At 69.7% G+C, this 17,005-nt stretch carries 14 protein-coding genes, 1 tRNA gene and 1 pseudogene; 7 read left to right on the top strand and 9 right to left on the bottom strand.

What is annotated here, in order from left to right:
- Nucleotides 1-265: 265 nt before the first annotated feature.
- The gene (locus tag ACWD4U_RS23370; RefSeq protein WP_363460624.1) at nucleotides 266-463 is read right to left on the bottom strand and encodes a hypothetical protein; all 198 of its coding nucleotides are present in this window, start codon (nucleotides 461-463) and stop codon (nucleotides 266-268) included.
- A gap of 120 nt (nucleotides 464-583) precedes the next feature.
- A complete protein-coding gene (locus ACWD4U_RS23375) occupies nucleotides 584-769 on the bottom strand; it encodes a hypothetical protein (RefSeq protein WP_363460626.1) in 186 nt (61 codons plus the stop codon).
- A 328-nt stretch (nucleotides 770-1,097) separates the two neighbouring features.
- Between ACWD4U_RS23375 and adhE the strand changes: the two genes are divergently transcribed.
- Genes adhE through pflA form a run of 3 tightly spaced genes read left to right on the top strand, consistent with a single transcriptional unit; the run spans nucleotide 1,098 to nucleotide 6,832 of the window.
- Nucleotides 1,098-3,770, top strand: coding sequence for a bifunctional acetaldehyde-CoA/alcohol dehydrogenase (gene adhE / locus ACWD4U_RS23380; protein WP_363460628.1), 2,673 nt, complete (start codon nucleotides 1,098-1,100; stop codon nucleotides 3,768-3,770).
- A 24-nt stretch (nucleotides 3,771-3,794) separates the two neighbouring features.
- Nucleotides 3,795-6,062, top strand: coding sequence for a formate C-acetyltransferase (gene pflB, locus ACWD4U_RS23385; RefSeq protein ID WP_363460630.1), 2,268 nt, complete (start codon nucleotides 3,795-3,797; stop codon nucleotides 6,060-6,062).
- The gene (gene pflA, locus ACWD4U_RS23390; protein WP_363460632.1) at nucleotides 6,062-6,832 is read left to right on the top strand and encodes a pyruvate formate-lyase-activating protein; all 771 of its coding nucleotides are present in this window, start codon (nucleotides 6,062-6,064) and stop codon (nucleotides 6,830-6,832) included. The genes pflB and pflA overlap by 1 nt, the downstream gene beginning before the upstream one ends.
- Nucleotides 6,833-6,839: 7 nt before the next feature.
- Here the strand turns inward: pflA and ACWD4U_RS23395 are convergent, their stop codons facing one another.
- The 3 genes from ACWD4U_RS23395 to ACWD4U_RS23405 all read right to left on the bottom strand — a co-directional run bounded on the left by ACWD4U_RS23395 (nucleotide 6,840) and on the right by ACWD4U_RS23405 (nucleotide 10,987).
- Nucleotides 6,840-8,891, bottom strand: coding sequence for a phosphocholine-specific phospholipase C (locus ACWD4U_RS23395; RefSeq protein WP_363460634.1), 2,052 nt, complete (start codon nucleotides 8,889-8,891; stop codon nucleotides 6,840-6,842).
- A 285-nt stretch (nucleotides 8,892-9,176) separates the two neighbouring features.
- Nucleotides 9,177-9,815 carry a pentapeptide repeat-containing protein gene (locus ACWD4U_RS23400; RefSeq protein ID WP_363460636.1) on the bottom strand — a complete coding sequence of 213 codons (639 nt, stop codon included), beginning with the start codon at nucleotides 9,813-9,815 and terminating at the stop codon, nucleotides 9,177-9,179.
- Nucleotides 9,816-9,820: 5 nt separating this feature from the next.
- Nucleotides 9,821-10,987, bottom strand: a complete 1,167-nt coding sequence (locus tag ACWD4U_RS23405) for a low temperature requirement protein A (protein ID WP_363460639.1) — start codon at nucleotides 10,985-10,987, stop codon at nucleotides 9,821-9,823.
- Nucleotides 10,988-11,577: 590 nt separating this feature from the next.
- Between ACWD4U_RS23405 and ACWD4U_RS23410 the strand changes: the two genes are divergently transcribed.
- Nucleotides 11,578-11,651: transfer RNA gene (locus tag ACWD4U_RS23410), tRNA-Lys, on the top strand.
- 404 nt (nucleotides 11,652-12,055) lie between these two features.
- Here ACWD4U_RS23410 and ACWD4U_RS23415 read toward each other — a convergent pair.
- Nucleotides 12,056-12,988, bottom strand: a pseudogene (locus ACWD4U_RS23415) (site-specific integrase); the annotation flags it as partial.
- Nucleotides 12,989-13,060: 72 nt separating this feature from the next.
- Here ACWD4U_RS23415 and ACWD4U_RS23420 point away from each other — a divergent pair.
- The gene (locus ACWD4U_RS23420) at nucleotides 13,061-13,222 is read left to right on the top strand and encodes a hypothetical protein (RefSeq protein WP_363460642.1); all 162 of its coding nucleotides are present in this window, start codon (nucleotides 13,061-13,063) and stop codon (nucleotides 13,220-13,222) included.
- A gap of 103 nt (nucleotides 13,223-13,325) precedes the next feature.
- Here the strand turns inward: ACWD4U_RS23420 and ACWD4U_RS23425 are convergent, their stop codons facing one another.
- On the bottom strand, nucleotides 13,326-14,057 hold the full coding sequence (locus ACWD4U_RS23425; protein WP_449787286.1) for a hypothetical protein: 732 nt from the start codon (nucleotides 14,055-14,057) through the stop codon (nucleotides 13,326-13,328).
- 140 nt (nucleotides 14,058-14,197) lie between these two features.
- Between ACWD4U_RS23425 and ACWD4U_RS23430 the strand changes: the two genes are divergently transcribed.
- Together ACWD4U_RS23430 and ACWD4U_RS23435 are read left to right on the top strand one after the other, a co-directional pair.
- Nucleotides 14,198-14,389: a hypothetical protein gene (locus tag ACWD4U_RS23430; protein ID WP_363460647.1), complete on the top strand. Its 192-nt coding sequence runs from the start codon at nucleotides 14,198-14,200 to the stop codon at nucleotides 14,387-14,389.
- A gap of 49 nt (nucleotides 14,390-14,438) precedes the next feature.
- Nucleotides 14,439-15,812: a hypothetical protein gene (locus ACWD4U_RS23435; protein ID WP_363460649.1), complete on the top strand. Its 1,374-nt coding sequence runs from the start codon at nucleotides 14,439-14,441 to the stop codon at nucleotides 15,810-15,812.
- Nucleotides 15,813-15,903: 91 nt separating this feature from the next.
- Here the strand turns inward: ACWD4U_RS23435 and ACWD4U_RS23440 are convergent, their stop codons facing one another.
- Complete coding sequence (locus tag ACWD4U_RS23440; RefSeq protein WP_363460651.1) at nucleotides 15,904-16,323, bottom strand: NUDIX hydrolase; 420 nt, start codon at nucleotides 16,321-16,323, stop codon at nucleotides 15,904-15,906.
- Nucleotides 16,316-16,966, bottom strand: a complete 651-nt coding sequence (locus tag ACWD4U_RS23445; RefSeq protein WP_363460653.1) for an NUDIX hydrolase — start codon at nucleotides 16,964-16,966, stop codon at nucleotides 16,316-16,318. Before ACWD4U_RS23445 ends, ACWD4U_RS23440 begins: the two co-directional genes overlap by 8 nt.
- Between the last annotated feature and the right edge of the window lie 39 nt (nucleotides 16,967-17,005).

Genomic DNA, 17,005 nt, shown 5'->3' on the forward strand with positions numbered 1-17,005 from the left:
CGGCCCGCGGCCTTCAGCCCGCGCAGCGACAAGTACCGGCCAATGACCTGCGGCCCGCGCAGCGACAAGTACCGGGCCACCGGCCTGCGGCCCGCGCAGCGACGAGAGCCGGGCGGCGGTCTGCGGCCTGCGGAGCGCGAGGCTGGTGCCCCGGGGCGGTGGGTGTGGTGTGCTGATCGCCGCGGGGCGAAACGCTTGGCGGGGCGAAATGCGGCGAACGCCGGTGCGAGGGGGTCGCAGCGGCGTTCGCCGGGGTGGGGGCGGGTCAGCCCCAGGGGTCTCCCTCGGCCGTCATGTCCTCGGCGGCCTGTTCGTCCTCGCGGGCCTGTTCCGCCGCGGAGCGGGCCTTCTCGGCACCGTCGCCGAACGCGTCGGCGGCTTCGTCGTGGGCGAGGGCCGCGCGCTCCGCGGACTCGGTGGCGGGCTGGGCCGCCTTGTGGCGGAACCTGTCGAAGATGCCCATGTCTCCTCCTCGGGTGGGCCTCCCCCCGGTGTCACTCACTGTTGTCACACTACGTCGCGGAACACGCCACCGGGACGGGCCGCCGTGGGCCCGTCCCGGTGTCACGGGGTTCGCGCGGGTTCAGGCGCCCTCGCCTTCCGGCGGTGCCTGCTCCGCGGACTCCTGGCCCTCGGGCATCATGCCCTCGGCCGTCTCGCGGGCTTTCCGTTCGGCCTCCTCGGCCTTCGAACTCCCGTCAGCGAGCGCCGACTTGGCCTGCTCGGCAAGCTGCTGCGCCTTGTCCTTGAACTGGTCAGACAGGCCCATCTCTCCTCCTGGGTTCTCCGGGCAACGGGCTCCACCCACCCTCGCACCGGCCTCCCGACCGCGCACCCGGGGCACCAGGAGTACCCCTGAGCACCCGCGAAAAGACCGCCGCCGAGCCCTCACCCGTCCGGCGGAAGCCCGCGCGCCGCCCGCACCGTACGCGAACTCCCCTGCGACGCACCGGAGAAGGACGTTGGTCCCGGGCACCTCGCGCCCAACGGCCGTCGCCGCCGAACGCCGTGCCGACCGAGGCTGGAGGCGTCAAGCCGGTCCCGGCAGCGCCGCCGGGGGCGCCCGCAAGCCGCATCCCCCAGCGAGGTGAGCGCGCATGTCCCGCCAGCCGTCCCCCGAGAGCGTCGAGACACCCGCCGAGACCGAGACCGAGACCGACACCGAGGCCGCCGCGGCGTTCGCCGCCGTCGACGCGCTGGTGCGCAACGGCCACAAGGCCCTGCAGGAGTACTCCGGGTTCACCCAGGAGAAGGTGGACCGGATCGTGAAGAAGGCGTCCCTGGCGGCGCTGGCCGCGCACACCCGGCTGGCGAAGCTGGCCGTCGAGGAGACCGGGCGGGGGGTGTTCGAGGACAAGGCGGTGAAGAACGTCTTCGCCTGCGAGCACGTCACGCACTCGATGGCCCGGATGCGGACGGTCGGGGTGATCAGCCGGGACGAGATCGACGGGATCACCGAGATCGCCGAGCCGGTCGGCGTGATCGCGGGCGTCACCCCGGTGACCAACCCGACCTCGACCACCCTGTTCAAGGCGCTGATCGCGCTGAAGACCCGCAACCCGATCGTCTTCGGCTTCCACCCGGCGGCGCAGCGCTGCTCCGCGGAGGCGGCCCGGATCGTCCGGGACGCGGCGATCGCGGCGGGCGCGCCCGCGCACTGCGTGCAGTGGATCGAGCAGCCGTCGATGGCGGCGACCGGTGCGCTGATGAAGCACGAGGGAGTGGCGACGATCCTGGCCACCGGCGGCAACGCGATGGTCCGGGCGGCGTACTCGTGCGGGAAGCCGGCGCTGGGCGTGGGGGCGGGCAACGTCCCGGCGTACGTGGAGAGGAGCGCGGACCTCAAGCAGGCGGTGAACGACATCGTGCTGTCGAAGTCCTTCGACAACGGGATGGTCTGCGCCTCCGAGCAGGCGGTGATCCTGGACGCCGAGGTGTACGGGCCGGCGCTGGCGGAGTTCCGGGCGCTGAAGGCGCACCTGGCGAGCCCGGAGGAGAAGGCGCTGCTGGAGCGGTACGTCTTCGGGGTCGGGGAGGACCGCAACTGCGCGGGGGCGAAGCTGAACGCGGTGGTGGTCGGGCAGTCGCCGACGGCGATCGCCGAGGCGGCGGGGTTCGAGGTGCCGGCCGACACCTCGATCATCCTGGTGGAGGTGGCCGAGGTCGGCGAGAGCGAGCCGCTGACCCGCGAGAAGCTCTGCCCGGTGCTGGCGGTGCTGCGCGCCGACTCCCGCGGGCAGGGCCTGAAGCTGGCGACCGAGATGGTGGAGTTCCACGGCCTGGGGCACTCGGCGGCGGTGCACACGGCGGACGCGGAGTTCGTGGAGGAGTTCGGCGCCGCGGTGAAGGCGTGCCGGATCATCTGGAACGCGCCGAGTTCGCAGGGCGGCATCGGGGACGTCTACAACGCCTTCATGCCCTCGCTGACGCTGGGCTGCGGCTCGTACGGCCACAACTCGGTGTCGGGCAACGTCTCGGCGCTGAACCTGATCAACGTCAAACGGATCGGGCGGCGCAACACCAACATGCAGTGGTTCAAGGTCCCGCCGAAGATCTTCTTCGAGCGGGGTTCCATCACCTACCTGGCGGACATGCGCGACACCCGCAGGGTCGTGGTGGTGACCGACCGGACGATGGTGGAGATCGGCCACCTGGAGCGGATCCGCGGCGTCCTGGGCCGGCGCGCCGAGCCGGTGGAGGTGCGGGTGGTGGACTTCGTCGAGCCGAACCCGAGCATCGGGACGGTGGAGAAGGGCGCGGAGCTGATGCGCGGCTTCCAACCGGACACCATCGTGGCGCTCGGCGGCGGTTCGCCGATGGACGCGGCCAAGGTGATGTGGCTGATGTACGAGCACCCGGAGGTCGAGTTCGCGGACCTGAAGGAGAAGTTCTTCGACATCCGCAAGCGCGCCTTCGCCTTCCCCGACCTGGGCGCCAAGGCGAAGCTGGTGTGCATCCCGACCACCTCGGGCACCGGCAGCGAGGTCACCCCGTTCGCGGTGATCACCGATCCGGAGAGCGGGCAGAAGTACCCGCTGGCGGACTACGCGCTGACCCCGACGGTGGCGATCGTCGACCCGGCGCTGACCACCGACCTGCCGACCGCGGTGACCGCGGACTCCGGCTTCGACGCGCTGACCCACTGCATCGAGACGTACGTGTCGGTGTACGCCAACGACTTCACCGACGGGCTCGCGCTGCAGGGCATCCGGCTGATCTTCGACCACCTGGAGTCGGCGGTCGTGAACGGCCCGCGGGACCCGGTGGCCAGGGAGAAGATGCACAACGCGGGGACCATCGCCGGCATGGCCTTCGGTTCGGCCTTCCTCGGCGTGGTGCACGCGATGGCGCACACCCTGGGCGCGACCTTCCACGTGGCGCACGGGCGCACCAACGCGCTGCTGCTGCCGCACGTGATCCGCTACAACGGGGCGGCCCCGACCAAGGTGACGAGCTGGCCGAAGTACCGCAGCTACGTGGCGCCGGAGCGCTACCGGCAGATCGCCCGGATGCTCGGCCTGCCCGCCGAGACGCCGGAGCAGGGCGTGGAGTCGCTGGCCGCGGCGGTGGAGGAACTGCGCGACCGGGTGGGCATCCCCCGCTCCTTCAAGGAGGCGGGGGTGGACGAGGCGGCGTTCCTGGCGGCGCTGCCGCAGCAGGCGATGAACGCCTACGAGGACCAGTGCGCCCCGGCCAACCCGCGGCTGCCGATGCTGCGGGACATGGAGCAGCTGATGACCCGGGCGTACTACGGCGACCGGCAGGTCTGAGGACGAGGCAGGAGCAGCGAAGCGATGAGCACGCAGCAAGCGGAGCGGACCGACAGCGGCGCCTGGGAGGGCTTCCGGGGCGGCCTGTGGCGGGACGCGATCGACGTCCGGGACTTCATCCAGCAGAACTACACCCCGTACGAGGGCGACGGCGGCTTCCTGGCCGGGCCGACCGGGCGGACCAGCGGGATCTGGCGGCGGATCACCGCGCTCTTCCCCGCGGAGCGGGCCAAGGGCGTGCTGGACGTCTCCTACGACACGCCGTCGACCATCACCGCGCACGCGCCCGGCTACATCGACCGGGCGAACGAGCTGATCGTCGGGCTGCAGACCGACGCGCCGCTGAAGCGGGCGATCATGCCGAACGGTGGCTGGCGGATGGTGGCGGGGGCGCTGCAGACCTACGGCTACCCGGTCGACCCGGAGCTGGAGAAGATCTTCACGGCGTACCGCAAGACCCACAACGCGGGCGTGTTCGACGCCTACACGCCGGAGATCCGGGCCGCCCGCAAGGCCGGCGTCGTCACCGGTCTGCCGGACGCCTACGGGCGCGGCCGGATCATCGGCGACTACCGGCGGGTGGCGCTGTACGGCGTGGACCGGCTGATCGAGGCGAAGCTGGCGGAGAAGGCCTCGCTGGACGCCGCGCCGGGCGACCCGCGCACCCTGGAGGAGGTGATCCGGGAGCGCGAGGAGCTCGCCGAGCAGATCCGCGCCCTCGGCGAGCTGAAGGAGATGGCGCTGGCCTACGGCCACGACGTCTCCGGCCCTGCGACCACCGCCCACCAGGCGGTCCAGTGGCTGTACTTCGCGTACCTGGCGGCGGTGAAGGAGCAGAACGGCGCGGCGATGTCGCTCGGCCGCACCTCCACCTTCCTCGACGTCTACCTGGAGCGGGACCTGGCGGCGGGCCGGCTGACGGAGAGCCAGGCCCAGGAGCTGGTCGACGACTTCATCGTCAAGCTGCGGATCGTCCGGTTCCTGCGCACCCCCGAGTACGACGAGCTGTTCTCCGGCGACCCGACCTGGGTGACCGAGTCGATCGGCGGCATCGGCGCGGACGGCCGCCCGCTGGTCACCCGCACCTCGTTCCGGTACCTGCAGACGCTGTACAACCTGGGCCCGGCACCTGAGCCGAACATGACGGTGCTGTGGTCGCCGGCGCTCCCGCAGGGCTTCAAGGAGTTCTGCGCGCAGGTCTCGATCGACACCTCCAGCGTCCAGTACGAGTCGGACGAGCTGATGCGCCCGCGCTTCGGCGACGACACGGCGATCGCGTGCTGCGTCTCGGCGATGGAGGTCGGGAAGCAGATGCAGTTCTTCGGCGCCCGGGTGAACCTCGCCAAGACGCTGCTCTACGCGATCAACGGCGGGCGGGACGAGAAGTCGGGCGCGCAGGTCGGTCCGGAGACCGGCCCGGTCACCGCCGAGGTCCTGGACTACGACGACGTGATGGCCCGCTTCGACCGGCAGTTGGAGTGGCTGGCCGAGACGTACGTGCACGCGCTGAACGTCATCCACTACATGCACGACAAGTACGCCTACGAGCGCCTGGAGATGGCCCTGCACGACCGCGTGGTGCGCCGCACCATGGCCTGCGGCATCGCCGGGCTGGCGGTCGCGGCGGACTCGCTGTCGGCGATCCGGTACGCCACGGTGCGGCCGGTGCGCGACGCGTCGGGCCTCGCGGTGGACTACGAGATCGAGGGCGAGTACCCGGCGTACGGCAACAACGACGACCGGGCGGACGGGCTCGCGGTATGGCTGGTCGAGGAGTTCATGGGCAAGGTGCGCAAGCACCCCACCTACCGGGGCGCCGAGCACACCCAGTCGGTGCTGACCATCACCTCCAACGTGGTGTACGGCCGGAAGACCGGCGCCACCCCGGACGGGCGCCGCGCCGGTGAGCCGTTCTCGCCGGGCGCCAACCCGATGAACGGGCGCGACGTCCACGGGTACGTGGCGTCCGCGCTGTCGGTGGCCAAGCTGCCGTACGACGCGGCACAGGACGGCATCTCGCTGACCAACACCGTCACGCCCGACGCGCTGGGCCGCACCCCCGAGGAGCGGGTGCGCAACCTGGCCGGCGTGCTGGACGGGTACACCGCGGTCGGCGGGTTCCACATGAACGTCAACGTGCTGAACCGGGAGACCCTGCTGGACGCCATGGAGCACCCGGAGAAGTACCCGCAGCTGACCATCCGGGTCAGCGGCTACGCGGTCAACTTCGTCCGGCTGACCCGTGAGCAGCAGTTGGACGTGCTGGGCCGGACCTTCCACGGATCGCCGTGATGGGCGTGCTGCTCCCCGCCGAGGTGCCGGTCGGCCCGCGGACCACCGGGTCGGTGCACTCCTGGGACCTCTCGACGGGGGTGGACGGCCCCGGCACCCGGTTCACGGTCTTCCTGGCCGGGTGCCCGCTGAACTGCCTGTACTGCCACAACCCGGACACCATGCGGATGGCGGGCGGGCGGCGCACCACCGCGGACGAGGTGGTCGCGGAGGCCGCCAAGTACACCGCCTTCATCGCGGCGGCCGGCGGCGGGGCGACCGTCAGCGGCGGGGAGCCGCTGCTGCAGCCGGACTTCAGCGGGGAGCTGTTCCACCGCTTCAAGCACGAACTCGGGCTGCACACCGCGCTGGACACCTCGGGCTTCCTCGGCGCCCGGGCCGGTGACCGGCTGCTGGCCGATGTCGACCTGGTGCTGCTGGACGTGAAGTCCTGGGACGAGGCGCTCTACCGCAAGGTCACCGGGCAGGAGTTGGCCCCCACCCTGGAGTTCGGGCGGCGGCTGGCCGACCTCGGCAAGGAGGTGTGGGTGCGCTTCGTGCTGGTGCCGGGCCTGACCGATCCGGCGGAGAACGTCGCCGGGGTGGCCGGGTACGCGGCCTCGCTGGGCAACGTCTCGCGGGTCGACGTGCTGCCGTTCCACAAGCTCGGCCGGTCCAAGTGGGCGGCGCTGGGGCGGGAGTTCACGCTGGCCGACACGCCGGTCCCGACCGCCGGGCAGGTGCGGGCCGTGCGCGAGGTGTTCGCCGCGCACGGCCTGCACGCCGTCTGACGGCGGATCAGCCGGAGGCGGAGGGCGCGCCGGTCTCCAGGTGGCCGGTGAACCGCTGCGACCAGCTGGTGTCGCCGCTGACCGTCACGGTGAAGTCGTACCAGCCGTTGTTGTACGCGACCGCGTTGAAGTAGTCGCTGACGCTCGCGCCGGCGGCCACCTGGTAGCTCCAGGGGCCGTCGGTGCGGTAGTTGTTCGAGGTGATGGTGAAGGTGACCGCGGACGTGCCGCTGTTGGTCAGCTTGAACCAGACCGCGAGCTTGCCGGTGTCCGGGGCGGCCGCGTAGCTGACCGCCGCCGCGGCGGTCTTGCCGGACTTCGTGGCGTCGCCGGTGAAGCGGCGCAGGAAGCGGTTCGGGCCGACCACCGTCAGGTCGTACTTGCCGGCGCCGTAGTTGGTGCCGCAGTTGAAGAAGTCGCTGGTGGAGCCGCCCGGGTCGACGGTGTACTGCCACGGGCCGCCGGTGCGGTAGGCGTTGGCGTAGGCGGCGAAGTGGCTGGCGGCGGTGCCGCCGTTGGCCATCGCGATCCACACCTTCATCACGCCGCCGGAGCCGAACTCCAGGTGGTCCAGGTCGGCGGTGGGCTGGTACGGCAGGGCGCGGGCCGGGCGGGTGCCCGCCTCCTGCACCGGCAGCTTGTTGTCGACCGGCGCCGGGTTGGGCAGCGGGCCGCAGGCGGACAGGCCGATGGTCTGCGAGGTGTCCGGCAGCCCGGGCAGCCCGTACACCGGGTTGGCGAAGTCGAACAGGCCGGTCAGGTCGCCGCACACCTTGCGGCGCCAGGCCGAGATGTTCGGGCAGGTGGCGGGCTTGCCGATGGCGGCGGTCCACTTCTCCAGGAAGCGCAGCACCGAGGTGTGGTCGAAGGTCTCCGAGCTCACCCAACCGCCGCGGGTCCAGGGCGAGATGGCCAGCATCGGGACCCGGAAGCCGAGGCCGATGTTGACGCCGTTGTAGAACTCGCCCGCGGTGCCGGCCGGCGCGGCCGGCGGCGGGACGTGGTCGAAGAAGCCGTCGTTCTCGTCGTAGTTGAGGAACAGCACCGAGGAGTTGAAGACGTTCGGGTCGGCGTTCAGCGCGTCGATCACGTTGTGGACGAAGTGCGCGCCGTCCGCCGGGGTGGCGTACGGGTGCTCGGAGGACGCCTGGTCGGGGACGATCCAGGAGACCTGGGGCAGGGTGCCGGCCAGCACGTCCGCCTTGATCGCGGCGACGATGTCGTCCGGGGTCCGCCCGGTGACCTTGGGCACCGAGCCCATGCCCTTGACCGCGAGGGGGCTGCCCGCCGGCGCCGAGGTGAAGGCGGTGAAGTAGGCGAGCGCGTTGTCGCCGTAGTTGTCGGCGGCGTTCTGGTAGACCTTCCAGCTCACCCCGGCGCCCTCCAGCGCCTCCGCGTAGGTCTGCCACCGCAGGCCCGACTCGTCGCCGCCGTCGTACGCCGGGCCGCCCGCCGCACCGGCCGGGTCGATCTGGCCGGACCAGTGGTAGGTGCGGTTCGGGCCGGTCGCGGAGATCACCGAGCAGTGGTACGCGTCGCAGATGGTCCAGTTCTCGGCCAGCGCGTAGTGGAACGGGATGTCGGCGCGGGTCAGGTAGCCGAGCGTGCGGACGTTGCCCTTGGCGGCCACCCAGGCGTCCATCTTGCCGCTGTTCCACGCCTTGTGCTGGTCGCTCCAGCCGTGGGCGAGGTCGCCGTTGCACTGCGCCAGGCGCTCCGGGTCCGCCCCGCCGGCCGGCTTGGTCGCGCTGAACTGCCACGGGTACTGCCGCCCGGTGCCGTTCGGCTGGTTGAATACGCTGTAGCCGCCGGCGATCTGGATCGCGCTGCGGTCCCCGAAGCCCCGCACGCCCTTCAGCAGGCCGAAGTAGTGGTCGAAGCTGCGGTTCTCCTGCATCAGGATCACGATGTGCTTCGCATCGGTGATCGTGCCGGTGGTCCCCGCCACCGCCGCCTGCGCGGACTCCGTCCCCGTCGCGATACCGGTCCCCACGACGGCCGCCCCGGCCGCCGCGCTCGCCGACAGCGCCATGAACTTCCTACGACTCAGCTCCGCCACTGACCCGACCATCCTTCGGCTGCTGCGTGATGTTGTCCAGACACCTTTTGGTGCGCCGAGCATCCTCACGCAGCTCGCGGCCGCTGGCCATGCCTTTCCATCAAGGGTTGTTGGACTGTTCACCGACCCCGGGACGGGCAGACGAGGAGTGAACGACGGACTGCGGGGCTGTGGGGAGAACGGGGAACCCGCTCCGCGGAGGGGGCGGGCCGCCGGCCGGACCGGACGAGAACCCCGCACCCGACCGAAGGCCGTCGCGGAGTGAACGGCCGGGTCGGGGGGTGCTCACGCGTCCTTCACGGTGATCCCCAGGGCGTGGGCGAACTGCGGTGCGAGGTCGAGGAGTTGGTGGGTGGAGATGGTGGCGCCGCGCAGGCCCTGGTGGGCGTCGGGCAGGTGCAGGCGGGTGGCGCCGCGCAGGTCGGTGGACTTGAGGGTGGCGCCGGCCAGGCGGACCTCGTCGAGGGTGGAGCCGGGGAAGGAGACGGCGGTGAGCTTGGCCTCGCCGAAGTCGACGTCGCGCAGCAGGCAGTCCTCGAAGACCACGTCGCGCAGCACCGCGCCGCGGAAGTTGACGGCCTCGAGCTTGCACTGCCGGAAGACGGTGCGGCGGATCGCGGAGCCGTAGGCGGCGATGCCGGCCAGCACGCTGGAGTCGACTTCGGCGTCCTGCCACTCGGTCTCGGCGAGGTCGGCGCCGACCAGCCGGCTGCCCTGGATCCAGACCTCGTTGAAGCCGGCCAGCCGGAGCTTGGCGCCTTCGATCCGGACGCCGGTGAACGCGCACTCCAGGAACCGGGCGCCGTGCAGCCCGCCGGTGAGCTCGAGGTCGTCGAAGTGCACGGTGTCGTAGCGCCCGTCGGCCCGCAGCGGACCGGTGTGCCGCTCCAACAGATGGGCGTACGGCAGGTCTTCGAACTGCACGGGGGTCAACTCCTCTTGGCCTCGAGCACCGTACCGGTCGCCACGGCGAGTGCGACCAGCAGGCCGGCGGCCGGCACGCCGCCCTCGCCGATGACGGTAACCGCCAGCACCGACACCGCGGCGACCGGCAGGATCCACTGGGCGACGCCGTGCTTGACGTGGCGGGAGTGCAGGGCCCAGACGGTGATCAGGAAGAGCGCGGTGGGGACGGTCACCGCGGCGGTGGCGGCGCGCGCCGAGACGTGGGCCGAGCCGATCGCGTGGTCGACCGCCACCTCGAGCCCGGCGCCGACCGCGGCGGCCGCCGCGAAGACCAGGAAGTGGCCGTAACCCCACGGCAGGGCCTGGCGGTTGGTGCGCAGGTGGTCGTGGATCTCGTCGGCGAAGTAGATCCACCAGGCGCCGAAGCAGATCAGCAGCCCGCCGAGGGCGATCGGCAGCAGCTCGGCGACCGCCTGGTGCTCGTCGAGCGCGGTCTGGGTGGCGACGGTGGCGGCGGCGACCGTCTCGCCGAGCACGATGATGGTGAACAGGCCGTAGCGCTCGGCGATGTGGTGCGGGTGCCAGGGGGTGGGGGCGTCCTTCTCGGCGTAGAGCGGGACGGCGAGTTCGGCCAGCCCGCCGAGGGCGAAGAGCGGGACGCGGGCGTCGTGCGGGACGAACAGCAGGACGATCCAGAAGAGTTGGACGAGGGTGATGCCGGCCGCGTACCGCAGGGCGGAGGTCCGCGCCGGGCCCTCCTCGCCGCGGGCGGCGCGCAGCCACTGGGTGACCATGGCGAGCCGCATCAGGACGTAGCCGGCCACGCCGAGGCGCAGGTCCTGGTCCTCGAAGATCCGCGGCACCCCGGCGGCGAGCACCAGCACGCCGGTGATCTGCACCAGCGTGGTGAGCCGGTAGGGCACGTCGTCGACGTCGTAGGCGGAGGCGAACCAGGTGAAGTTCATCCACGCCCACCAGATCGCGAAGAACGCCATCAGGTAGCCGGTGAGCGCCAGTCCGAGGTGGCCCTCGGCCAGCGCGTGCGCCAACTCCCGTCCGGCCTGGGCGATCGCGACCACGAAGCAGAGGTCGAAGAAGAGCTCCAGCGGGGTGGCGACCCGGTGCGCCTCGCGCTGGTCGCGGGCCAGCATCCGGCGGACCGGGCGGCGGCGTTCGGGGACGGCTGTCATCGGCGGGTGCCTCCGTTGCGGGCCGGGCGGCGGCCGGGTGCGGCCGGGGAGTCGGACATCGCGATCCTGGCATCCGGGGCGTGCGGGCGCACGCACCGTCCGCGGCACGCCGATTGACCCGGTTCCACCCGTTTTGACTAACCGTCAGGCAGAGTTGACGCCGTAGTGCGCGAACCGGGTGACAGCACGGCCGATCCCGGGCGTGTGCTGTGCACGTTGTCCCGTCCGCCCCGATTGGCCCGATAGATTCCTCCCAGATGGAAGGACGACACGGGCGCTCTGCGGGCAACGCGGAAGGTCAAGGACGAGGGGTGCGGACACGGGGGCGGGCTCACCGCTGCTCCCCGTGTCCGCCTGCCCGAACTCCTCGTGATCACCGCGCTGTCCGCCGGTGCCGCCTGCCGTCCTGCCGGGTCGGGCCCGCCCCACCCCGCTCCGCGCCCGCCGCCGGGCGCACCGCTCCCGACCGCCCCTCCCCCGTCCACGAGCAGAGCTTCGACCTGCGCCCCGCCGCCCGACCACACCGGGTGAGCGGGGCGCCACGATTCGGTGGATCGGCGGCGGGCGTGTAATGTTCTCCGGGTCAGCAGGCGCCGCTAGCTCAGTTGGTTAGAGCAGCTGACTCTTAATCAGCGGGTCCGGGGTTCGAGTCCCTGGCGGCGCACAGCGAGGCAATCGCCTGACCTGGGCGTTCTTCCTTCGGGAAGGACGCCCATTGGCGTTTCTGGGCCTCGGTGCTAGCGAGGGGCTAACGACACCGTCGGCCGTTCGCACGGGCCGAGGTTGAGGCACCAGCGCCACCGACGCCTCGGCGTTCTCGTGCGCGACCTCCGGCAACACCGAGGTGTACGTGTCCGCCGTGATCTGAATGGTGGAGTGTCTGAGCATGGCCGAAATCACCTTCATACTTCCTCCAGCGGCCAAGGCCAGCGTGGCCGCGTTGTGCCGCAGGTCGTGCAGACGGATCGGCGGCAGGTAGCCCGGGTGCGGGTAGGGCCGCAGCGGCTCGTCTGGGGTCAGTAGGTACCAGGTGTGCGGGTCCACGATGCCGTTGGCCGTGAGGCCGTGCTCGCGCTGGAACAAGAACACGGCCCGGCGCAGGTCGTCATCGAAGACGGCGGACTCAGCCAGCCCGAGCGCCCTCTGCATGTCGGCCACCGCCGGACCGACGTCACCAACCCGCAGCGTGTTGGCCCGCTTGATCATCCGGGCGAAGTGCCGGCTGACGTAGTCAGGGTGAAGCGGCTTGCCGTCGGCGGTGGTGAAGACGTGGTGGGTGTCGGGCCAGGCTGTGCCCGCCGCCAGCCGTTCAGCGGCTTGCCGCACCCGGTGCCGACGCAACACCTCAACCGTGACCGAGTCGAGCGCCACGACGCCCGCACTGTCATCCTTGGGCCGGGTGGTGGCCGTCTCCCAGCCGATCTGGATGATCTGCCACTCGATGGCCAGGGCAGCCGCCTCCAGGTCTACGTCTAGCCACGGCAACCCAACGCCTTCACCTCGGCGCAGACCACGGAAGACGAGCAGGTGGTAGTAGGCGTACAGCCGGTCGTCGGCCGCCACGTCGAGGAAGCTGCCGATCTGCGGCGGCAGCCACACCGCCACCTTGGGCCGCTTGCCGGTGGCCATCCACTCGATGATCCGCTGGGGCGTCCACAGCACCGGCTTGGGCCGAGGGGCCGCCTCGATCTCCACATACAGCGCCGGGTTGTCCACGATGCGGTGCTGGCGCTTGGCGTCGTTCAGCGCGCCTCGCAAAGTGGCGTGGATGCGCGCCAGGGTGGCCGGGCCCACCGGCCGGGCAGTGTTCGCCGTGGTGGCTAGGACGGCGTCGTAGGCGGTCCGGATGTGGCTCGGCCGCAGCTTCTCCAGGTCCAGGTCGCCCAGGTAGGGCTTGAGCCGCTGCTCGATGTGGCCCCGGTAGCTGCGGCGGGTATTGGCGGCCAGCTTGCGCTTGGACTTCAACCACTCGTCCAGCCACTCCCCCACGGTCTGCCGCACCGCCAGCGACAGGCCGGCCCCCAGCCGCCGCTTGGTCTCGCTGTAGTCGGGCAGCTGGCCAAAGCTGCGGTAGTGCTCGCGGATCGTGGCCAAGGTGTCGAGCCGACCGGCGTCGTCGTCTGCCTCGGAGAGGGCCAGCAGCCGGATCGCATGGTGGAGTTCGTCGGTGGCCTCGCGCTGGGTGGCGAAGCCGCCCCTGGTGAGCTGCTGCCGGCCGTGCTCACGGCGGCCTGAGTCCGTCAGCGGCACGTCCACCACGAACGACCAGGTGCCGTGCTTCTTGGTGCACGCCAGCTTCCGACCCGCCGCGTTGTACCGCGGCGGACACTTGCAGCGCTTATACGTTGTGCCCTTCATGGCGTGCTCTACTTTCGGGCTCCTCCGAGCCCTGGCTCGCCCCCGCCTTGAGATCTTCTTCCAGCTCAGTCAGCAGCTCGCGGGTGATGTGGCCCCGCAGGGCTTGGAGTTGACGCGGCGTGGCCTCAGCCGCCCGGCTGGACAAGCGCCAATCGCGCTCCTCGGACCACGTCCGCTTCCACCGCGCCAGCGCCACCAAGTTGACCCACTCCGGCGTCGTGCCGACCTTACGGGCAACGTGGCGCTCGGCATCGCTGACCGCAGCAACGGCTCGCTCGACCAGCACCGGGTCGTTCAAACCCGACCGGCGGGCCTCGGTCAGCAGCCCAGACATCTGCTCTGGCTCGACGCTGGAGAGGCTGGCTGGCCCGGGCCCGAGGCTGTGCAGAGTGGCCTGGTCGCCCGACAGCAGCGCCCGCAGGACGGCCGCCGTGAGGTGGGCACCCGGAGCCAACTCAACGAGCTGGTCGTCCGGCCCGGTGATGAAGTCGGCCGGAGCCGCGTTCAAGGCCAAGGCGAGCAGCAGCAGCTCCTCGACCGAGAACCGCCTCGCCCCGACTTCGGCCTGGCCCACAGTGCCCCGAATCCACGACGTGAGCCCCTGCTGCCGAATGCGGGCCGCTGCTTCCTCCTGGCGCAGGCCACGAGCCTGCCGCAGGGCCTTCAGACCGGCCGCCAGCACCTCGCGCAGGGGTGCTGCCGTGGGCTCCATGGATCACCTCTTCGACCAGCTGGAGCCATCCACGGTACACCTTCATTGGCTCGCATGCCAGAGCGTTTCATTTGTCATAAGTCGGGCATCATGCGCTCTGAAAGCAGAGCACCACCGATGAGGTGAGCCCCATGGGCGGCATGACCCGAGAAGAGCTGCTGCGGCTACCGGTCATCACCGACCTGGTCACGGCCGGCAAGGCGCTGGGCATTGGGCGGACGCGGGCGTTCGAGTTGGCCCGGCGGGGCGAGTTCCCCGTGCCGGTGCTGCGGGTCGGGGCGACATGGCGGGTGCCGACTGCGCCGCTGCTGGCGCTGCTGGGCGTCGGGTAGCACGGCAATTGCGCGTGCCAAGACGGGCACTTGCGCCGACAATTGAAGCATGATCGAAAATAGTGACCTAAGCCGCTTTAAGGATGCTCTTCATGCGTGGGCTAAAGCAGCCATCACACATCTGGGCACTCGATCGAATGCCGTGGATCTACATATGCGCCACCTATGGTCCCGCGACGCCACGTCATCTAATGTCTACCGCCACATGCAGACCGAAGAGAAGCGGTGGACCAGAGAAGCCATACAAGAGCTAACCGCCCTGTCGCAATTTCAAGATCTGGCACATGCATCTCAGGAAAATCCGGTGGTGTCAGACCATGTCGAGCGCCTGGTAGGCACACCACTTGGCGCCAGCCACTGCACTCTACTCACTCTCGCGCTCAGTACTCTTCCCACGCCTGGCGAAATCGAGAGCGGCTCGTTCGATGACTTCGAAGCTCGATGGCAGCGACTTGCCGATTTTCTCACGACGCAACAGCTGAAGTATAAGACTCTGCACCTACTGCATGGGCTCACCATTTCCGGCCAGGAGGAAATAGAGCTAGAGCCAGGTTTGACGATTGATCGCCTTACGAACCGAGACATCGAACAAGCAATGGGGCTCGGACTGATCAAGCCAGCCCTGCCGTCTAGCTACCCTTTGAGCATCCTGAGCGAGTCTCAGCTCTACGCCATCAAGAGTTCTATCCAGCTGCCCAAGGTGACGTCCCCACCCGACGGATCAGCAGACGGCGACCCGAAGGCGGTCGAAGCGGCTTTTCGGCAACTGGCGCAGGGCAATGAGGCGGCCGAGAGAGTCTTTCATTGTATGAGCCTCTTGACTGGCGATCGGATTGGTCTCGCCGGCACGATGACAACTGCCGATAGCTGGCTCCCCTTGGGCTCGGGAGTTCACTTCACCTCCAGTCCTACACCCTCTTCGATACCGCCAAAATGGCCAGTGGACTGCTCTGAGGCCGAGAGGCTAAAGGATATCTGGTCCCGCCTGAAGCGCCCAGAGAACAAAGCCATCCTCCTGCCTATCCGACGGCTTAGCTTTGCCTCACAGCGCAAGCTCGATCAAGACCGAATGCTTGACTTGTTCATTGCAGCCGAATCCTTCTACTTGACCGAGATAGGCAGCAAGGACAAGGGGGAGCTGAAATACCGCCTAGCCATCCGAGCCGCGGCCTGGTTCGACAAGGAGATTACAGAGTGGACCAAGCGGGACGTCTTCAAACACATGAAGACGGGATATGACCTTCGCAGCACTATCGCACATGGTGGCGAGTGCAGACCCAAGGACATCAAGATCGGAGAGGAACAGACATCCCTAAGTGAGTTTGCAAGCACCACGGAACAGATACTAAGAGCAGCGCTCATCAAAGCCATCAATCGATCCGATGGCCCGATACACTGGGATGACCTAGTGATTCCGGAGTAACATGAGGAAATCCGCGATCGATTTGAACCTTCCGCACCATAGCCCTTTCGGCTGTGGTCTGCTGGTACGTGCTGAATGGCGAATCAGCAGGTCATTCAGCCGCAGTGAGCAGCACGTCGTCGAGGTACTGCTGCACGGCCTCGAACAGTCCGTACGGCACGTACTCGGCGATCTGGTCGTGCTCCACCCAGGCCAGCTCGGCCAGTTCCTCGGTGTCGACCACCGTGGCCGTACCGCTCACCACCTCGCAGGCGGTGTATGACATCTGCCGACCGGTCTTCGGGTGTACGCGCTCGCCGAGCAGCCGGGTGGCCTTCACCGTCAGGCCGACCTCTTCCTCGGTCTCGCGCACGGCAGCTGCTTCCGGCGATTCGCTGGCCTCAACCTCACCGGCCGGGAACTGCCACGACAGCTCGCCCTCCTTCACTCGGCGCTGAACCATCAGGACGCGGCCGTCCTGGACGATGATGGCGGCGGCGATGCCCGGCTTGGTGCTGGTCTGCTCAGTCATGCTGCGGCTCCTCCAGGGTGGCCAGGATGGGCGGGAAGATCGTATCGACGGGGATGAACCGGGTCACGGCGTTTCTGGGAACCCACATCACGTCGGCGTTCTCGACCATGTCCTGGTTCTGGGCCACGCCTGCCAGGTACTCGGCCAGGTAGTACTGGCACCAGACTCCGGTGGTCGGGTGGAGCCGGCCACCGAGGTCTTCTCGCACCGCGCAGTGGACACCCGTCTCGGCGAGCGTTTCGCGGACTGCGGCCGACGCTGGGCTCCCACCCGGCTTGATCACACCGGCCGGAAACTGCCAGCGGATGCCGGCCGACTCATCGTCCCGGCGGCAGACGAGCAGCACCTCCGACTCGCGGACCACCACAGCGACGGCGACCCGCAGCGCCTGGGCGGTGGCCGCCTGACTGGCGTCGGCGGTGAGCAGTGCGAAGCGCTTCTGCACGGTGGGTGGCGCGGTCTCCAGCGCCTGGTCGAGCAGCTGCCGCATCTCGGTGCGCGGGACCAGCTCTGGGCTCTTGTGCCAGCTGGCCACCGTTCGCAGCCCGATACCCAGGCGGGCGGCGAAGGCCTCGTTGGTGTCACGCAGTGCCTCTTGGAGCTTGCAGGCGGATTCGCCGGTCCAGGTGTCGACGACGTCCACGCTGCCCTCGCTCTGTTGTGTGCCGTGGTGCAGTCAAGC

The organism is Kitasatospora sp. NPDC002522, assembly GCF_053595195.1.

Bases quoted from the DNA above. Each gene is read 5' to 3' on its own strand.
- ACWD4U_RS23370 (WP_363460624.1), bottom strand. From the start codon at position 463: ATGGGCATCTTCGACAGGTTCCGCCACAAGGCGGCCCAGCCCGCCACC.
- ACWD4U_RS23375 (WP_363460626.1), bottom strand. From the start codon at position 769: ATGGGCCTGTCTGACCAGTTCAAGGACAAGGCGCAGCAGCTTGCCGAG.
- adhE (WP_363460628.1), top strand. From the start codon at position 1,098: ATGTCCCGCCAGCCGTCCCCCGAGAGCGTCGAGACACCCGCCGAGACC.
- pflB (WP_363460630.1), top strand. From the start codon at position 3,795: ATGAGCACGCAGCAAGCGGAGCGGACCGACAGCGGCGCCTGGGAGGGC.
- pflA (WP_363460632.1), top strand. From the start codon at position 6,062: ATGGGCGTGCTGCTCCCCGCCGAGGTGCCGGTCGGCCCGCGGACCACC.
- ACWD4U_RS23405 (WP_363460639.1), bottom strand. From the start codon at position 10,987: ATGACAGCCGTCCCCGAACGCCGCCGCCCGGTCCGCCGGATGCTGGCC.
- ACWD4U_RS23425 (WP_449787286.1), bottom strand. From the start codon at position 14,057: ATGGAGCCCACGGCAGCACCCCTGCGCGAGGTGCTGGCGGCCGGTCTG.
- ACWD4U_RS23430 (WP_363460647.1), top strand. From the start codon at position 14,198: ATGACCCGAGAAGAGCTGCTGCGGCTACCGGTCATCACCGACCTGGTC.
- ACWD4U_RS23435 (WP_363460649.1), top strand. From the start codon at position 14,439: ATGATCGAAAATAGTGACCTAAGCCGCTTTAAGGATGCTCTTCATGCG.
- ACWD4U_RS23440 (WP_363460651.1), bottom strand. From the start codon at position 16,323: ATGACTGAGCAGACCAGCACCAAGCCGGGCATCGCCGCCGCCATCATC.